Source organism: Leptotrichia sp., from assembly GCF_057270615.1.
In genome coordinates this window covers 20719-38346 of sequence record NZ_DBHIXN010000007.1, presented here as the reverse complement: position 1 = coordinate 38346, position 17628 = coordinate 20719, and the positions used below count along the sequence as shown (strand labels likewise).

Genomic DNA, 17628 nt, shown 5'->3' with positions numbered 1-17628 from the left:
ATACTCGAATCCATCTAAAATTAAACTATTAAAAATTACATAAATGTGAAGGTTGAGTAAAACAATTATAGCCTTTGAGTTTAAATTCTTTTAATTATAATTATTCAGTAAAAGAATAGCTATCTGCAATTTTTTGTAATTTAGAATTATCTGCACCATCTAAATATGCTTTTATGATGTGTTTACAGGCTAAATATCTTTTTTCATAGCTCTCAGATTTTACTGTAATATAAGAAATATTGTATTCTTTATATAACTGTTTTAATAAACTTTGAAATTTTTTTCGTCTATTATTGTCTCCAATTGATCTAAGACCATCATTTACCCATGTTACATTATTTTCAAGCAAAATTGTTAGATCAAATCTATAATTTTGAACGAATTCACGAACAATTGGATTATCTCTTTTTTCATAGGTTAGGCAAAAGGCAAGAGTGGTAATGTAATCTGTGTCAATTAATGCGAATTTATTGGCATTTCTTGCAGCATGTAATACATTTGACTGATGACCAAAGACAATTTTTTCATAATCTGAATATTGAAGAGATTCTTCATCTCCACCTAACTTTTCAAATACATATTCACGTCCATATTCCCAAGCTGAAGTTGTATTAAATACATTTGCAAGTTTATCAATCATTACACTTTTTCCACTGCTTTCACCACCACAAATTGTAATAATCGGAATTAAATGTTCTCTTACTTCACGTGGTAAAAAATCCCAGTATTTACTTGGATTTTCACGTATTTGTTTTGAATTGACATTGTATTCAATATAATTTTTGTCTATAGATCTTGTTTCTGAGCCAAAATGCTTTAAATTATACTCTTTATCTTCATCACGATTACTAATAAAAATAACATCGTTTTTCCAGTCTATTTTTGTTTCATTTTCTATTTTTTGTCTTTTTTCAATTTCATTTCTTAGAGTGTTAGCCCATTCTTCCCAGTTTTCGCCTTGCTGAGAAAAATGATTTTCATCTAGCAAGAATGATGATATATTTGGCTGATTTTTAAATGTCTGCTTTACAAAACGTAATCTATCTTTTGGTGTAATTTCTTTTACAAAACGAGAATGTGATGTAAGCATATCATCAGAATTTTCAGAATACGATATGACAACATAAAGTCTATCTACAATACCGCTAGCCCTCTGAATAAAATTTACATGTCCAATATGAAGTGGGAAAAATTTTCCAATAATTATACCTATTTTTTTCATTAATTTATTTATTTTCCTTTCTTTCTAAATAATATATTTGAATCTATTTAAAATAAATATTATATAAACTTAGGATTTGAGTAAAATAATTATAATTTTTAAGTTTGCTTTTAAATTAGTTTTACTATATAAATTTTAAATAAAATAAAAAAATTTACTAAATTGTCAAAAAAAAACTTCCATATTAAAAAATATAGAAGTCTTTTGTAAAACTATTTTGAAAATAAACCTAGAAGCTACTCTTTCCTTCTTTAATATTTTTTATTAATCTTGCAAGAATCCCATTCAAAAAGTCTTTTGTATCATTATAGGAATACTTTTTGGAAATTTCTAAAACTTCGTTAATTGCAATTTCATAACCAACATTTTTTATAGTAATTTCATAAAAAGATATTTTTAACAAAACTTTTTCTATTGTTCCAAGACGCTCATAAGTCCATCCCTCAAGAACATTTTTTATTCTTTCTATTAAAATATCTTTATTTGCAATTATTTCAGTCACATAACTTCTTAAAAAATCAATTTCATCTTCTTTTTTTAAATTTTTTTCTTCAATTATATCATTTATTCGTTTTTCGATATTATTATCAATTAGCTCATATTCAAAAAGTAATTTAAATATTTCCTCTCTAATTCCTCTTCGTGTCATTAATTTTCCTTTCCAGATGGGGAAGTTTCAGCTTCTGATTTTTCTTTTTCTTGCTCTTTTTCAGCTTGCTTCTGAACAGTTGGAGAATCAATGATTTTTTTTTCAACAATTGTTTCGCCTAAAACTTTTTTTAACTTAACTTTGCTTTTTTTTACGGTAATTCCAGTAGAATGGAAAATGTATTCGGATAATTTATTTTGAATATCTGCTAATTTTTCATTTAAGTTATCAACATTATAGGTGTCAACAGTAGCTTCGATAACAACTGATTTTCCTTTAGGATATGATTTTACTTTTGAATTTTTTATAATTTCCACTGAATTTAAAAAACTTTTTGATGTTTCGTTTATTGTTTTGATGGAAACTTCTATTTCCCCATTTTTATTTTTTACTTTTCTATTTTGAGAATATTTTGTAAGTTTGTTAATATAGGAAAGTAAAAATATGACTAAGTAAATTATTGATAACAGTCCAACTAAAATTTTGAAATTTAAACTGCTCAAGTCTATAGAACTGTCAAGCTGTCCTAAATAATCGGTTCTAAACAGAGTATCTGATATGCTTGAAAATGCAATACCGATAAATCCAAGTATCACAGATAGTCTTGCTAAAAATCCCAATATTGCAATCATTAATTTGATACATACTGACAAAAAGACATTATTTATATATTTAATTGTAGTTATTTTTATGAAATAAACTATTCCTAATTTTAGAATTGGAAAATTTTTGTTATACTTTGATAAATGTGTTTGATAATATAATTTTAATTAGACAAAGGGGGAGATGCCCCCCTTGCTTGTATAAGTTATTTTATTGTAATTTAGATTAATTATAGTTATCCAACAGTTTTTTTATTAAAGTAAAAATTAAATATGAAATAAATTATAAATTTATTTTTGTCAGATTCTCCTTTCATTTTATTTTTACTCTTCAATTTCTGCTGTTTCTGCAACAGTAGCTGGAACTACATCCTTTTTTTCATCTTTTACAATTTTTTGAATGTATACATTAACTTCTTGAACTTTTAATCCTGTCAAGTCAGTAATTGCCTTTACTACTTTTGTTTGGATTTCTCCAGCTAATGCTGGTAATTTATATCCCATTTTTGCTACAATGTAAAGATCTAATGTACATTCAGTTTCTCCAACTTCTACTTCAATTCCTTTTCCACCTGAAGATACATTTTGGAAAAATTTAACAATTTCATTTTTTGAAGTTCCACCAACAAGGCTGTTTACTCCTTCAATTTCTGATACTACTGATTCTGCGATTGTTGCTACCACTTCTTGTGATATATTTACATTTCCTAATTCGTTCATTTTAGTTCCTCCTAATTTTATTAATTTATTTATTTAATGATAGGGGACTTTGCCCCTTTGTTAAATAACATTTGTATAAATTGCATTTTATAATATTTTAGCAATTTAGATTCAGAAAAGCAGTTTTTCTGATTTTATTTAGAATACTATTTTTCAAGCACTTCTTTAAAGTGAGTTTCAATGAAGTTTGTATAGACAATTCCTTTTTTAAAGTCTTCATTATCAAGCACTTTTAAATGGAAAGGAATAGTTGTATCTACACCTTCAATGATAAATTCTCTTAAAGCACGTTTCATACGTGAAATAGCTTCATCTCGATCTTTTCCGTTTACGACAAGTTTAGCTATCATTGAATCGTAATATGGCGGGATTTCATAATTTTGGTAGGAATGTGAATCAATTCTTACTCCAATTCCACCAGATGGAATGTATGTTTCTAAAACTCCTGAAGATGGCAAAAATCCATTTTCAGAATCTTCTGCATTTATTCTACATTCGATTACATGTCCGTTAATATGTATATCTTTTTGTGAGATGCTTAATTTTTCTCCTGCAGCCACTCTTATTTGTTCTTTTACTAGATCAACTCCAGTAATTTCTTCACTTACTGTATGTTCAACTTGGATTCTTGTATTCATTTCCATGAAATAGAAATTCATGCTTTTGTCAACAAGAAATTCCAAAGTTCCAACACTGTCGTAACCTATACCTTTTGCTAATTTTGCAGCGAATTTTCCCATTTTTTCACGTGTTTTGGCATCAATTCCTGCTGATGGAGATTCTTCGATTAATTTTTGGTGTCTTCTTTGGATTGTACAGTCTCTTTCACCTAGATGGACAACATTTCCAAATTTATCTCCTACAATTTGTATTTCAACGTGTCTTGGCTCTTCAACATATTTTTCAATATAAACATCTGGATTTCCAAAATTTGCTTTTGCTTCGTTTTGTGCGACAATGTAATTTTCAGATAATTCCTCTTCGTCATGAGCAATTCTCATTCCTTTTCCACCACCACCGGCAGTTGCTTTTATCATGACTGGATAAGTAATCCATTCTGCAACTTTTTTGGCTTCTTCTAAAGTTGGGACAATTCCATCTGATCCTTTTGTTATTGGGACTTTATGTTTAATGGCAGTTTCTCTTGCTGTTGCTTTATCTCCCATCATACTTATTAATTCAGGTTTTGGACCAATAAATACAATTCCGTTTTTGTCACATATTTCGGCAAATCTTTGATTTTCAGATAAAAATCCATATCCTGGATGGATTGCTTCACTTTGTGTAATTTGTGCTGCTGAAATAATATTTGGTATTTTTAAATATGAATCTGCACTGCTGGCAGTTCCAATACAGATAGCCTCGTCAGCTAGCTTTACGTGAAGCGAATTTTTATCAGCTTCTGAATAAACTGCAACTGTTGCGATTCCCAATTCTCTTGCCGCTCTAATTATTCTAACGGCAATTTCTCCTCTATTTGCTATTAATATTTTTTTAAACATTAATATTCCATCCTCCTAAAATTAAATTTACTCTTAGATTAATTTTTATTAATCTTTTTAATTAACTTCAATTTTAAATAATTCTTTTGCAAAATCAACTGCTGATCCGTCTGCCACAAGTATTTCTTTTAAAATTCCGTCTGCGGTAGATTTTACGTCATTATCAATTCCCATTGTGTTAATTTTGGCAAGAATTTGACCTTTTTTGACTGAAACTCCAGTTTTTGAGGCTATTAGCTTGATTTTGCCAACGTTACTTGATTTAACGATTTCTTCTGCTGGTAGTACAGCTTTTGCAGCTTTTTTTTCTTTTGTAACTTTGGGTGCTGCAGTTGCAGTATTTGCAACTTCTGTATTTCTAGAATTTGTTAAAGTAAGTTTTATTTTTCCATATCTTACTTTTAGTTCTGCTATATCTTCTTTTTTCAGAACTTTCATTAATTCCTGAATGTCTTTAAGTTCCATAAATCCCTCCTTGTTTTAAATCAAATGTTTATTTCAATAAAATTTTATAATTGTCTTTAATTTCCATACATAATTTTAACATATTATAAGCATTTTTTCAATTTTTTCTTTTTTAAAACTGTTAGAAATTTAGCGAGATAGATAAAAATTGTTGCAAATAAATGAAAAAAGGTATAAAATATATTCGGATTTTCATTGCAAATATAAAGTTAAAGCTGAATTTATTTTATTTATAAGGAAATTAAATTCATATTTTTATAATTTAAATTCATAAATGCAGTTATCAAATTATTCTATTGTAATTTTATACTAAAACCTTGTTTGAAAAATAGAAATTATATTTTATTTATTTCTTTAGGCGATTGTAAAAGTAAAAATGATAAATATTGAATAACAACAGTATTTATAACCGCAAGAGGTCAAGACCCCTTGTCAGAGAGTGGAGAAAAATAATAAAATCAGGAATAAAAAATTGTGAATGAAAACTATAACAAAGCTATTATTTTAATAAGGATAGCATTGGTTCTGAGAAAAAATACTGGAAAGGAAAATAAAAATGGTTATTGGACTTACAGGCGGAATTGGAACGGGAAAAAGTACTGTTAGCCAAATTTTGAAAGATAAAGGATTTCCTGTGATTGATTTGGATGTGATTTCACATGAAGTTATTGAATTTCCATCAGTTATAGAAAAAATTATACAAAGTTTTGGAAGAGAAGTTCTGGTGGATGATAAATCTGGAAATCACAGTATTTCACGTGAAAAGCTAGGAAAAATTATTTTTGCCGACAAAGAAAAAAGATTTGTTTTAAATTCGATTATGCATCCTGAAGTTTTAAAAGTTATGCATAAGAAAATTTTAGAATATAAATCAAAAAAATATAAAATCATTTTTGTAGAAATTCAGCTTCTTTTTGAAGTTCAGTGGGAAAAAGAATTTGACTATATCTTGTTAGTTGGTGCAAAAAATGATATACAAGTTAAGCGTGTTTTGGAAAGAGATAGCCGTAGCGAAAAAGAGGCTTGGAATATTATAAATTCTCAAATGCCTTTGGATATAAAAAGAGAAAAAAGTGATTTTGTTATTGAAAATAATGGAAATATAGGTGATTTAAATAGAAAAGTTGATAAATTTTTAAAAATTTTATCAGAACATAAAAAATAAGAGGTGAAAAATGAAAAAAATATTTTTAATATTGGGAATAGCTTTATTGGGAGCTCTAATAGCACTTATTGCATGGCTGTCGGTACCATTTAATATTCTTGTGATAGGAGTAGATGCATATGCTAATCAGCCTACGCAAGGATCTCGAAGTGATGGTCTTATTGTTATAAGAGTTGTTCCATATTTGGCACAAGTAAAAATGATTTCAATTCCACGTGATACTTACGCAGAAATTCCGTGCGAGAATTATAAAAAAGATAAAATTACACATTCGCACCATTTTGGAGGGGTTCCGTGTACAATTAGCGCTGTGGAAAATTTGCTTGATACAAAAATTGATTATCATGTAAGATTTAGATTTGAAGATGTTATGAACTTGACAACTTTAATTGGCGGAGTTGATGTCGTTTCAAACCATACGTTTAATCAAGATTATTTTGGTCAGCAGACATTTCACTTTAATCAAGGACAAGTTTATAATTTACAAGGGAAAATGGCACTTGCATATACAAGACATAGAAAAAGTGACACAGCTTTTAAACGTGATGAGCGTCAAAGACAGGTTATTCAAGGAATTGTTCAAAAGTTAGCTGCACCATCTGGATGGAAGTATGTTCCGCAAGTATACAACTATTCAAAACAACATATGGACATTGCAGTAAATCCATTTAAGGCATTGTCAGTACTGCCAGTATTTGTTATGCATAAGCCTATCGATCAGTATGAGATTACTGGAGATGGACAGATGATAAATAGAATCTGGTATTTTATGCCTGATGAAGCATCACTGGAACAGGCAAGGGAAGAACTTAAAAGTCATTAATAAAAAATTATCAAATATAAAAAATAGTCAAAAATCATAAAAAAAGAGGTGAAATATGGAGATAAATAAATCAGAATTTGTAAAATCAGCAGTTATGGAAAAAGATTATCCAGCATTTAATGGCACCGTAGAATTTTCTTTTATTGGAAGATCAAATGTTGGAAAGTCTTCTCTGATAAATTCGCTTACCAAAAGAAAAAATCTTGCAAGAACGAGTAAAACTCCAGGAAGAACTCAGCTTATAAATTATTTTTTGATAAATAATTCTATTTATTTTGTGGATCTTCCAGGATATGGATTTGCAAAAGTACCTGATGCAGTGAAAAAAAATTGGGGAAAAACAATAGAAAGCTATCTTATGTCAGACCGTGAAAAAGTTGTATTTTTACTACTTGATTTACGTAGAATTCCTTCTGGAGAGGATATTGAAATGTTAAAATGGCTAGAACATTTTGAGATTGAGTACTGCATAATTTTTACAAAGGCTGATAAATTGTCTAATAATGAAAAGTTTAAGCAATTAAAAGAAATTAAGAAAAAACTTGTGTTTAAAAACGAGGATGTATTTTTTTATTCTTCATTAAAAAACACTGGAAGAAAAGAATTGCTTGATTTTATTGGAGAAAGAATTAATAGGAAAAAATAGAAGTATATTTAAGCCCTTTAAAAATTATGCAAACTTAGGGTTCAAGTAAAATAGTTATAATTTTTGAGTTTAGTTTTAAATAGGATTAAGTGAAAGTTATTTTAGCAAGGGGTTAAGACCCCTTGTTTTTGAATAAAATTATTGTTTTTTTCGATAATTTAGAGCTTCTAGCAAATGCTCTTTTTTTATGTTTTCTTGTCCGTCTAGATCTGCTATTGTTCTTGAAATTTTTAATATTTTGTCAAACATTCTGACTGATAATTTTAGATTATCAATAGCGGCTTTCATAATTTCTTGACTTTCTTTGTCGATTTTGCAATATTTGTTTAATTGCTTTTTGTTCATATCTTTGTTTAATGTATTTGAATTAAATCGTTGCTTTTGAATTTCTCTGGCTTTTATTACTCTTTTTTGGATATCTTTTGACTTTTCTGAAAGGGATTCGTCAAAGATTTCATCTTTTTTTAGCTGATGCATTTCGACGTATAGATCCATTCGATCGAGAAGAGGACCTGAGAATTTTTTTTGATAACGTTTTATTTCTTTTAAACTGTCGTTGCATAGTGGATTATCGGGAAAATATCCGCTTGGAGTCGGATTGGAAGCTGTTATTGTAATATTTTTTACAGGATAAGTTACGCTAAAATTTGCTCTGGAAATGACTATTTTTCCGTCTTCTAAGGGTTGGCGCAGTGATTCTAGCGTTTTTCCTTCAAATTCTCCAATTTCATCCAGAAAGAATACTCCATTTAGTGCTAATGTTATTTCTCCGACTCTGTTTGCTCCGCCTACAAGTGCAACTTGTGTGGCTGAATAATGAGGTGCTCTAAATGGTCTTTTGCGGATTATCGGCTCTTTTTGGCTTAACATTCCTGAAATACTGTAAATTTTGGTTGTTTCGATTATTTCTTCCTCGAGCATATCAGGCAAAATAGTATTGAATCTTTTGGCAAGCATTGATTTACCTGAGCCAGGATCTCCTATTAAAAATACGTTGTGTCCACCAGCTGCTGCGATTTCTAAAGCTCTTTTTGCCATTAATTGACCTTTTACATCAGAAAAATCAATAATTTCTTCTGAATTTTTTTCTTTTTCAAGTTTTGAATTATCTATTTTGTCAGCTTTTTTGTGCAATGTTTTTATATCAGTCTTTCCATCCAGAAAGTCCAAAAGTTCGCTAATCTCATCGACTGGAATAATTTCTACTCCTGAAATTAATTTTGCTTCGTTATAATTTTCCATCGGAACGATAACACCTATAAAATTGGTTTCTTTTGCTAAAATTGTAGCATTTATTGCTCCGTTTATTGATTTTATTTTTCCGTTTAGAGAAATTTCTCCTAGGATTAAGTACTTTTTTAATATTTCTATATTTGAAATATGTCCTGTGTTGGCTAGGATGCCTAAAAATATGCTTAAATCAAAATGACTTCCTTTTTTTCTAATATTTGCAGGTGATAAATTTACTAGTACACGTCTGACTGGAAATTCAAATCCTACATTTTTAAAGCAGCTTCTAATCCGCTCTTTACTTTCGGAAATCGCCTGATCTCCCATTCCAACTATATTAAAAACAGGCAGTCCTCTGGAAAGATCAACTTCCACTTCTACAACGTAGGTATCAACTCCCAAATAACTGCAGCTAAATAAACTTATTGCCATAACTCCCACCTTTTAATCATTTGTTAATAATTTATTATAACATTTTTTAAATAAGATTTCAATAAAAAAATTATCCAACATGTTATGGCTAGTCTACGACATTTTTCTGCAACATAAGCAGAGCAGCTTGAATTAAGTATATAAAAAAAGAGAAAATCTATAAAAGATTTCCTCTCTAAAGTATATATAGGCAATTTAATAAGTTTGTAAAGTTTTTCTATTGTTAAACGTTATTTTAAGTATGCGTTTAGCATCCATAAATCTTTTTCGTAAGTGCTGATGTATTCATCAACTAGTGCAGATGTTCCGTAATCGTTTTCTGAATCTGCAGCTTCTTTTACTTCTTTTACTAATTTTAGCATTGCTTCAAATTCTTTTTTTACGTCGGCAACTGCATCAGCAATAGAGATTTCTTTGTTTTCAGCTTCCTTGATAGTAGTAACTGCTAAGTAGTCTTTTAATGTTGCTAAAGGACGACCACCTATTGCAAGGATTCTTTCGGCTACATCATCAATTTGTGTGTTTAATCCGTTGTAGTATTCTTCTAATTTTGCATGTACTGAAAAGAAACCTGAACCAACGATGTTCCAATGATAGTTTTGAACTTTTCTGTATAGTACGTTCAAATTTGCTAAGTAAAGATTTAATTTTTCAACTGTTTTTGACATTTTTATCACTCCTTAAATTATATATTTGTATTGATTACAAATTTATTATATCAAAAATAAATTTATTTGTCAACAATTTTTTATAATTATTTTAAAAATATAATTATTATAATTTTGAAATTAAAATTATTTTGAATGAGATGAAAAAAATGTTGATTTTTTTTTGTTTTGTGATATAATATTTAAGAGATTTTCAGAATAATAAAAATATAAGCAAAAAAAAAGGAGAGAAAAAAGATGACTAACAATTTGAGAAAAGCAAAGAAGGATTTGTGTGCTTTTGCCAAAAAGTGTAAAGACTTCAAGTATACAGATTCTGCATTAATTACATTTTTGATTACAGGAGCGGTGAATATTTCAAATAATTTATTTTCTGCTGAAACAGATAAGAATATTAGAGATCAGAAACAAACAATTTCTACATCTATAAAAGATATACATCATCAAGCTCAGGAAATCAGAAATGAAAATGAAAAACTTCTAAGAAAGGAAAACTTGGAGCTAATTCAGTTAATGGAGCAAGGAGATCATGTGGTCAAATCGCCTTGGAGTAGTTGGCAATATGGAATTAATGGATTTTATAACAATTGGGGAGGGACATACAAAGGAAGAGGAGATAAATCTGAAAAATATCCTTATGAAGGTAAATTTGAGAGAAGTGAGAACAGGTTTGAGAGATCAACATCTCCTTTAAGCTCAAATTATAGCTTATTAAGTAAATCAAGAAATCCTAAATCGGCTACAACTAGCGGAAGATTTGGCTATGAAAAAGGATATGGAATTTCGAGTACGGAAAAAAGACAGGAGCCTGTGGCAAGTCTAAATATAGATGCCTCAATTAAACCTAAAGATGTACATAAAAGTCCTGTTGCTGCACCAAATATTAATATTGCTGCACCAGTATTAGCTCCTTTGAGTATACCAACTGTAGTTCCTGCTACTTTGACAATACCTACACCTAATCCACCTGTGGTACAAGTAAATCTTCCACAACCTAGTGCAAAACCGTTTGTGGACTTTTCGTTTCAAAATGGTACATTAGGATTGATCACTCCAACTTCTTATGATGAGGATGTAAGATATACACCTTCAAGCTCTAGAATTACCAATGGAGAAGGACACACATTCTGGACAGGATACAACACAAATGGGCTGGTTAATGCTTCTGGAGTAGACAACACTACATTGCCTAATGGATATACTAAAGAAAATATTGGCAGAAGAGTGACAAATAGAACAGGAGCATTGCTATACTTTAACAGTGGTCATAGATTAGGAGCGAAACCTGCTCCACAAAATAAATTTCAAGCTCAAAACTTTGATTTATATCTAGCAGGAAATATAGGAAATGCTGGAACAACAGATGGAGGTCATGAAGGAGCATTAGGAATACATACAGTTTGGAACGGAAAACTTTCAAATGTTAAAGCTCATTTATATGGAAAAGCTGCTTTCCTTTCACTTGAAACATGGTGGGCAGGAAAGATGGAATTTGATAATACACCTGGAAAAGAAGTTAAAATAAATATTGAATCAGTTCCAGGAGTAGCAGGAAGTGGAAATGAAAATACAATATTTCTTATTTACCCAGGAAGCTATGGTATAGTAGCTACACAAAATAATGGAGCTAGACATCAGCGTGGTGGATTTACCGGTAAAGTAAATGCTGATATAAAAACTGATAAAAATATAGTTTATTCAGTACTGGGAAATCAGGGATCCTATGAGATAGACAGTAGTGGAAAATATAATATAACAGGAAATGAAAATATAGTTTATTCAGGTTATGGATATGTTCCTAACTGGAATAACTTTGTAGGTAAAGGAGTTGTTCAGGATAAACATCAGACAGGTATGACGCCAACTATAAAACTTACTGAAGCACCTATAATAAATGGTGATAGAAATATCGTACTTCTTTTTAATGATAAAATGGATGATACTTCAGCAGCCAGTATGAACGTATACCCTACTAATGATCCAAACTGGAGAAAATCAGTAATTGGTATTTATCAGGGAGAAATTGATGCCAGAGCAAGAATAGGAAATAATGATGCAACAAAAGTGGTAGAAAATAATATTGGAATATATTCAAGATCAGGACAAAGAGGTGAGGAAACTATAAATGGACAGGTTGCTAAATTTAATACAAAAACAGATTTAGGAGCTGCCGGATCAAGTATAAATTATGAAGATGATCCTATACATTCATTACAAATAAACAACATTGATATAACATTTGGTAAAAATTCAAAAAATGGAGTTATGATAGCCTCTGAAAGAGGGACTGTAATTGATGTGGCTATGCCTCTAAATTCACATAGTACTGCTGTAAAAGATAACAGTGGAAATGCCATATCAGGGAAAACAGATACTACAACAGTACCAATTATGACTACGCCTATAAAGGATTATGAAGGAACATCGCCGTTGAAAGCTTCTTATGATGATACTGCAAATGAAGTGGCTACAGGTACGGTTATTGCTTATGCATCAGGTGAATGGAAAAATACAGATCATAGAATGACTTCTTCTGAAGTACAGAGATTTGAAGGAAAAGGAAGTCAGATTAATATTGGCCAGGATGTTGTAATGTCTGCCAGATATAAAGACTATACACCTGTAGGAGCTACAACAAAGGTAGAATCATTCCCAGTGGCTTATGTGGCTAAGGACAAAGGTGAAATAACAGCTGAAAAGACTACAGACGCAAAAGGATTTGGATCTATAATTGCTTATGCAGATACAAATTCTAAAATTACTTTGAAGGATAAAGCTACAGCAATAGATGAATGGGCAGCTTCAGATGCAGCAACGCAGCCTTATTTATATAAAAATATTGGTGGATATGCAAAGGCAGGAAGTACAATTACATTTGAAAAGGATGTAAAAATTCATGGAATGGCAGGATATGCTGACGGTGCAAATTCATTAGTTGAATTTAAAGGAACTGGCAATCTCGTGGAATCAGCAAAAGATGGAGGGCTAGTAGCTCAAAATGGAGGACAAATCCATTTTGGTGGAGGAGATATTAAAACTGAAAAAAGAAATCCTAACGATAATTATAGCGGAGTAGTACCATTTTTAGCAGACGCTTCTTCAAATATAAACTTTAAGGGAGCAACAGAAATTTCTATTTCAGATGGTATACTTATGCCAGGAACAGCAACTGATTATGCAGCTGAAGATTCATCAGATCCTGCAAATGCCGCAGCAACAGCAGGTAAAAAATATACAGGAATGCAGAATGTAAAAGTAAATGTTACAGGAAATGGTGTAATATTAAGAGTTACAGAAGGCGGAACTGTAAATGATAACAAATGGACAGGACCTACTGGACTTATTGAGAGTGTTGAGGATGACTTGAAAATAAATAGAGGAAACTTGACAATAGGCCCGGGAGCTGACTATAAAGTGTATTATAAAAATGGAGAATATTCGATACAACAAAGCGTTGATTTAGATAATTCGCCTGTATTTGACAAAATAAAATTTGTTAGAGAAAAAATTTATATTGAGCCTGGTGTTACAATAAGTTCAACTTCAGGTAAAGGAATGATTGTTGGATCTGACTCAGGAGCGACTTCAAATACTCAAACTGGCTATGTAAATCAAGGAAATGTATCAATAACAGGAGGTTCGCCTTCTACAATTGCGCTTGGTACAAGTTTTGGAGAAATAACAAATGAAAATAAAATTGCTGTGGATAATGGGCTTGGAGTGTATGGAGTAAATGGAAGCAAGTTATTGAATGATAGCAATGGAAATATTACTATTTCAGGAACTGGAGTTGGAATGGCTGCATTTACATCGGCTAATAAACTTCAAACTTATGGAACTGATGCTAAAATTGCAAATGGGACACTTTCAAATACAGATAAAACTTTAGAAGTTGAAAATAAAGGTACAATTACTGTAAATGGAAATAATGGAATAGGATTGTATGGAGAATTGAATACTATTACTGGAGCTGCTGCTGGAGTTGAAGTTGGGAAAGCAGGAACTAGCCACGGAAGTATTAGAAATGCAGGTAAAATTGTATTAAGTGGAAATAATTCGGTTGGAATTGTATCGAAAGTTGTACCACCTGCTGGAGCTGCTAATATGTTGCAATTTGGTGGGCCTGAAGTAAAACTTAATGGAACAGGAAGTTCGGATATTGTAGCTACTGGAAATGATGGCATTGGTGTTTATGCAGACAATACAAAAGTTACATTTGAAACTGATTATGGAGTGGAAGTTAAGGATAGAGGAACTGGTATATTTATTGAAGGAGATAATCCTTCATTGAATGATAACAAAAATTTTGAACTAAAATATTCTGGAGCACCTACAGCATCTGCAGTTGCATTCTTTATGAATAATAAATCAACATTGCCTACATCTAGTATGACAAACAAGATGAATATTACTCTTAATGACACGGTTAATAATACGGAAGGTCTTGTTGGAATATTGGCAAAAGGAACTGCTGGAGATATTAACAATCAAGGAAATATTACTGGAAATGCGGGATATGGAATTATTTCTGAAGGTGTAGAAGTTAGAAATAGTGGAAATATTACTTTGCCAAATCCGTTGGATGCTGCTAGTAAAAAAGCTAGTGTTGGGATTTATGTTAAAAATGGGAACAAAATTACAAATAGTGGAGATATTACTATAGGAAAATATTCTGTTGGAATTTATGGACATCAAGTTGAAAATAGTGGAAATATTAATGTTGGCGATGCGGGAACTGGAATATTCAGTACTGCTGGAAATGTTGACTTGACTGGTGGAACGATAAATGTTGGGACAGATCAGGCTGCAGGAGTTTATGTGGATGGAGATAATCAAACTGTAACTGCAGGTTCTGGAGCAAATATGACGATTGCTGATAATTCGTTTGGAATTATTTCTGAAAAAGGAACAGGTTCTGCTGGAAATAAAATTATAAGTAACATTGGAAGCGTTAATAATCTTGGAAATGACACTGTTTATATTTATTCAAATGACAACAGAGCCGGAGCACAAGTTACAAATAATACAAACTTGACTTCTACAGGTTCTTACAATTATGGTGTTTATTCTGCTGGAGAAGTTGTAAATAACGGAAACATTAATTTTGGTTCAGGATATGGAAATGTGGGAGTTTATAGTACTCTTGGCGGAACTGCTACGAATAATGCTTCGATTACGGTTGGAGAATCGTATTTTGATCCAATTAGTTCATTAAATAATCGTTATGCTATAGGAATGGCTGCTGGATATACTCCAACGGCTGCTGAAATGGCTGCTGGAAAAGTGGGATATACTGGAAATATTGTAAATAATGGTGTTATTAATGTTACAGGAAAAGGAAGTATTGGAATGTACGGAACTGGAGCGGGAACGACGGTTTACAACGGTACTGCTTCAAATCGTAATGCTGTGATAAACTTGAATTCGAGTGAAACTACTGGAATTTACTTGGATAACGGAGCTTACGGATATAATTATGGAACTATTAAATCGAATGGTTCTGGATTGAAAAAAGTTGTCGGAGTTGTAGTAAAAAATGGTTCGACAATTGAAAATCACGGAAATATTGATATTACTGCAGAAGATGCAAGAGGAATTTTATCAAAAGGAAATGCTTCAGGAGCTAATCTTGGGATAGTTAAAAACTATGGAACATTCAATATTAATGGTGTGACAGATTCGACTGATGCGACAGTTATTGGAGTGGATGCTGCGAGTGACTTGACAAAAACAATATCTGGAATAAAAATTGATGTTCCTAGAGGATCTTCAGTTGGAACAATAACTGTAAATGGAAATCCAGTAATACCTGAATTAGCAACAACATCAGCAGAAGAATTTCAACCAATGGAACTATCAAAAATAGGAATGTATATTGATACTTCAAATAAAGTGTACACAAATCCTATTACAGGACTTAGTTCTTTGACTGGATTAAGAAAAGCTGACTTAATTGTGGGAGCTGAAGCTGCTCAAAATACGACTGCAAAATATATTCAAGTGGATTCAAAAATAACTGATCCATACAATGCAACAATTAGAGCTAATCCACAAATTGAAAAATGGAACATTTATTCAGGATCATTAACTTGGATGGCAACAGTCGCACAAAATTCAAACGATGGAACAATGGAAAATACCTACCTTGCTAAAATACCATATACATATTGGGCAGGAAATGAAGCATCACCTGTAAATCCTACAGATACATATAATTTCTTGGATGGATTGGAACAAAGATATGGTGTAGAAGCACTAGGAAGCAGAGAAAATCAATTATTCCAAAAATTAAATGGAATTGGAAACAACGAAGAAATTTTATTCTATCAAGCAATGGACGAAATGATGGGTCACCAATATGCAAACACTCAAATGAGAATAAATGCAACTGGAAATATGCTTGACAAAGAATTTAGATACTTAAAGCATGATTGGAGAAATCCTTCTAAGCAAAATAACAAAATTAAAGTATTTGGAATGAGAGATCAGTATAAGACTGACACAGCTGGAATCATCGACTATACAAGCAATGCCTACGGAGTAGCTTATGTTCACGAAGATGAAAAAATCAAGATGGGTAACTCTAGCGGATGGTATGCAGGAGCTGTAACAAATAGATTCAAGTTTAGCGACATCGGACATTCAGATGAAGATCAGACAATGCTAAAAGCAGGAGTATTTAAGACAATGTCCCCTAAAAAAGACTATAATGGAGCATTGCAATGGACAGTCGCAGGAGATGTATTTGCTGGAATTAACAATATGAAACGTAAATTCTTGGTTGTAGATGATGTATTCCAAGCTAAGTCAAATTATCATTCTTATGGAGCTGCATTAAAAAATGAACTAGGCTATGATATAAGAATGAGCGAAAGAACTCATTTAAGACCTTATGGAATGTTAAAGATGGAATACGGAAGATTTGACAACATAAAAGAAGATTCGGGAGAAATGAGATTAGAAGTAAAAGGAAACGACTACTTCTCAGTTAAGCCTGAAGCTGGAGTGGAATTTAAATATGTTCAGCCACTTGCAGTCAGAACAAATTTAACTGTCGGACTGACAGCCGCTTATGAAAACGAACTTGGAAAAGTTGGAAATGTAAACAATGAAGCAAGAGTAAGATATACAAATGCTGACTGGTTTGGAATCAGAGGAGAAAAGGAAGATAGACGTGGAAACGGTAAATTTGACTTAAACATCGGAGTTGACAACACAAGATTTGGAGTAACGGTAAATGCTGGATACGACACTAAAGGAAACAATGTCAGAGGTGGAATAGGATTTAGGGCAATTTACTAATCCTAAAACTTTGTTAAAACTTTGTGGTTTGATAATTTTATCACAAAAAAAAAAAAAAAACAGTAAAAAATATAATTAAATTCAAAAAAATGTATTGATAATATTTTTGAAATGTGATAAAATGAAAAAGTGAAAAATGTTCGCAGGTTATACTCAATTTATTTTTTTTAGAAGATATATCCATATTTAGTTAAGGATATAT

General features: G+C 31.1%; 12 protein-coding genes. 4 read left to right on the top strand and 8 right to left on the bottom strand.

Annotated features, from left to right (window positions below):
- Positions 1–100 precede the first annotated feature (100 nt).
- From nadR to ACO409_RS02500, 6 genes are all read right to left on the bottom strand, one after another.
- Positions 101–1222, bottom strand: a complete 1122-nt coding sequence (gene nadR, locus ACO409_RS02525) for a multifunctional transcriptional regulator/nicotinamide-nucleotide adenylyltransferase/ribosylnicotinamide kinase NadR (protein WP_485554532.1) — start codon at positions 1220–1222, stop codon at positions 101–103.
- 229 nt (positions 1223–1451) lie between these two features.
- Positions 1452–1871 carry a transcription antitermination factor NusB gene (nusB, locus tag ACO409_RS02520; protein WP_485554531.1) on the bottom strand — a complete coding sequence of 140 codons (420 nt, stop codon included), beginning with the start codon at positions 1869–1871 and terminating at the stop codon, positions 1452–1454.
- Positions 1871–2503, bottom strand: coding sequence for an alkaline shock response membrane anchor protein AmaP (gene amaP, locus ACO409_RS02515; protein WP_485554530.1), 633 nt, complete (start codon positions 2501–2503; stop codon positions 1871–1873). Before amaP ends, nusB begins: the two co-directional genes overlap by 1 nt.
- A 294-nt stretch (positions 2504–2797) precedes the next feature.
- Positions 2798–3193 (bottom strand): Asp23/Gls24 family envelope stress response protein, encoded by a 396-nt coding sequence (locus ACO409_RS02510; protein ID WP_485554529.1) that lies wholly within the window; start codon positions 3191–3193, stop codon positions 2798–2800.
- A gap of 146 nt (positions 3194–3339) precedes the next feature.
- Complete coding sequence (accC, locus tag ACO409_RS02505) at positions 3340–4695, bottom strand: acetyl-CoA carboxylase biotin carboxylase subunit (RefSeq protein ID WP_485554527.1); 1356 nt, start codon at positions 4693–4695, stop codon at positions 3340–3342.
- Between the two features lie 57 nt (positions 4696–4752).
- Positions 4753–5160 (bottom strand): acetyl-CoA carboxylase biotin carboxyl carrier protein, encoded by a 408-nt coding sequence (locus ACO409_RS02500; protein WP_485554525.1) that lies wholly within the window; start codon positions 5158–5160, stop codon positions 4753–4755.
- 556 nt (positions 5161–5716) lie between these two features.
- On the opposite strand from ACO409_RS02500, the gene coaE reads away from it, so the two are divergent.
- Genes coaE through yihA form a run of 3 tightly spaced genes read left to right on the top strand, consistent with a single transcriptional unit; the run spans position 5717 to position 7794 of the window.
- Positions 5717–6325: a dephospho-CoA kinase gene (gene coaE / locus ACO409_RS02495; RefSeq protein WP_485554523.1), complete on the top strand. Its 609-nt coding sequence runs from the start codon at positions 5717–5719 to the stop codon at positions 6323–6325.
- Between the two features lie 10 nt (positions 6326–6335).
- Positions 6336–7148, top strand: a complete 813-nt coding sequence (locus tag ACO409_RS02490; protein ID WP_485554521.1) for an LCP family protein — start codon at positions 6336–6338, stop codon at positions 7146–7148.
- 55 nt (positions 7149–7203) lie between these two features.
- Entirely contained in the window at positions 7204–7794 is a 591-nt protein-coding gene (yihA, locus tag ACO409_RS02485) for a ribosome biogenesis GTP-binding protein YihA/YsxC (protein ID WP_485554519.1), read from the top strand.
- Positions 7795–7932: 138 nt separating this feature from the next.
- Here yihA and ACO409_RS02480 read toward each other — a convergent pair whose 3' ends face one another.
- Positions 7933–9456 carry a YifB family Mg chelatase-like AAA ATPase gene (locus ACO409_RS02480; RefSeq protein WP_485554517.1) on the bottom strand — a complete coding sequence of 508 codons (1524 nt, stop codon included), beginning with the start codon at positions 9454–9456 and terminating at the stop codon, positions 7933–7935.
- 230 nt (positions 9457–9686) lie between these two features.
- Entirely contained in the window at positions 9687–10124 is a 438-nt protein-coding gene (locus ACO409_RS02475; RefSeq protein WP_485554515.1) for a Dps family protein, read from the bottom strand.
- A 237-nt stretch (positions 10125–10361) separates the two neighbouring features.
- Here ACO409_RS02475 and ACO409_RS02470 point away from each other — a divergent pair, with 237 nt between their 5' ends.
- Complete coding sequence (locus tag ACO409_RS02470; protein WP_485554513.1) at positions 10362–17426, top strand: autotransporter-associated N-terminal domain-containing protein; 7065 nt, start codon at positions 10362–10364, stop codon at positions 17424–17426.
- Positions 17427–17628 lie beyond the last annotated feature (202 nt).

Coding starts and splice junctions, on each gene's coding strand:
- ACO409_RS02480 (WP_485554517.1), bottom strand. CDS start 9,456: ATGGCAATAAGTTTATTTAGCTGCAGTTATTTGGGAGTTGATACCTAC.
- amaP (WP_485554530.1), bottom strand. CDS start 2,503: ATGATTGCAATATTGGGATTTTTAGCAAGACTATCTGTGATACTTGGA.
- ACO409_RS02500 (WP_485554525.1), bottom strand. CDS start 5,160: ATGGAACTTAAAGACATTCAGGAATTAATGAAAGTTCTGAAAAAAGAA.
- ACO409_RS02470 (WP_485554513.1), top strand. CDS start 10,362: ATGACTAACAATTTGAGAAAAGCAAAGAAGGATTTGTGTGCTTTTGCC.
- coaE (WP_485554523.1), top strand. CDS start 5,717: ATGGTTATTGGACTTACAGGCGGAATTGGAACGGGAAAAAGTACTGTT.
- nadR (WP_485554532.1), bottom strand. CDS start 1,222: ATGAAAAAAATAGGTATAATTATTGGAAAATTTTTCCCACTTCATATT.
- yihA (WP_485554519.1), top strand. CDS start 7,204: ATGGAGATAAATAAATCAGAATTTGTAAAATCAGCAGTTATGGAAAAA.
- accC (WP_485554527.1), bottom strand. CDS start 4,695: ATGTTTAAAAAAATATTAATAGCAAATAGAGGAGAAATTGCCGTTAGA.
- ACO409_RS02475 (WP_485554515.1), bottom strand. CDS start 10,124: ATGTCAAAAACAGTTGAAAAATTAAATCTTTACTTAGCAAATTTGAAC.
- ACO409_RS02490 (WP_485554521.1), top strand. CDS start 6,336: ATGAAAAAAATATTTTTAATATTGGGAATAGCTTTATTGGGAGCTCTA.
- ACO409_RS02510 (WP_485554529.1), bottom strand. CDS start 3,193: ATGAACGAATTAGGAAATGTAAATATATCACAAGAAGTGGTAGCAACA.
- nusB (WP_485554531.1), bottom strand. CDS start 1,871: ATGACACGAAGAGGAATTAGAGAGGAAATATTTAAATTACTTTTTGAA.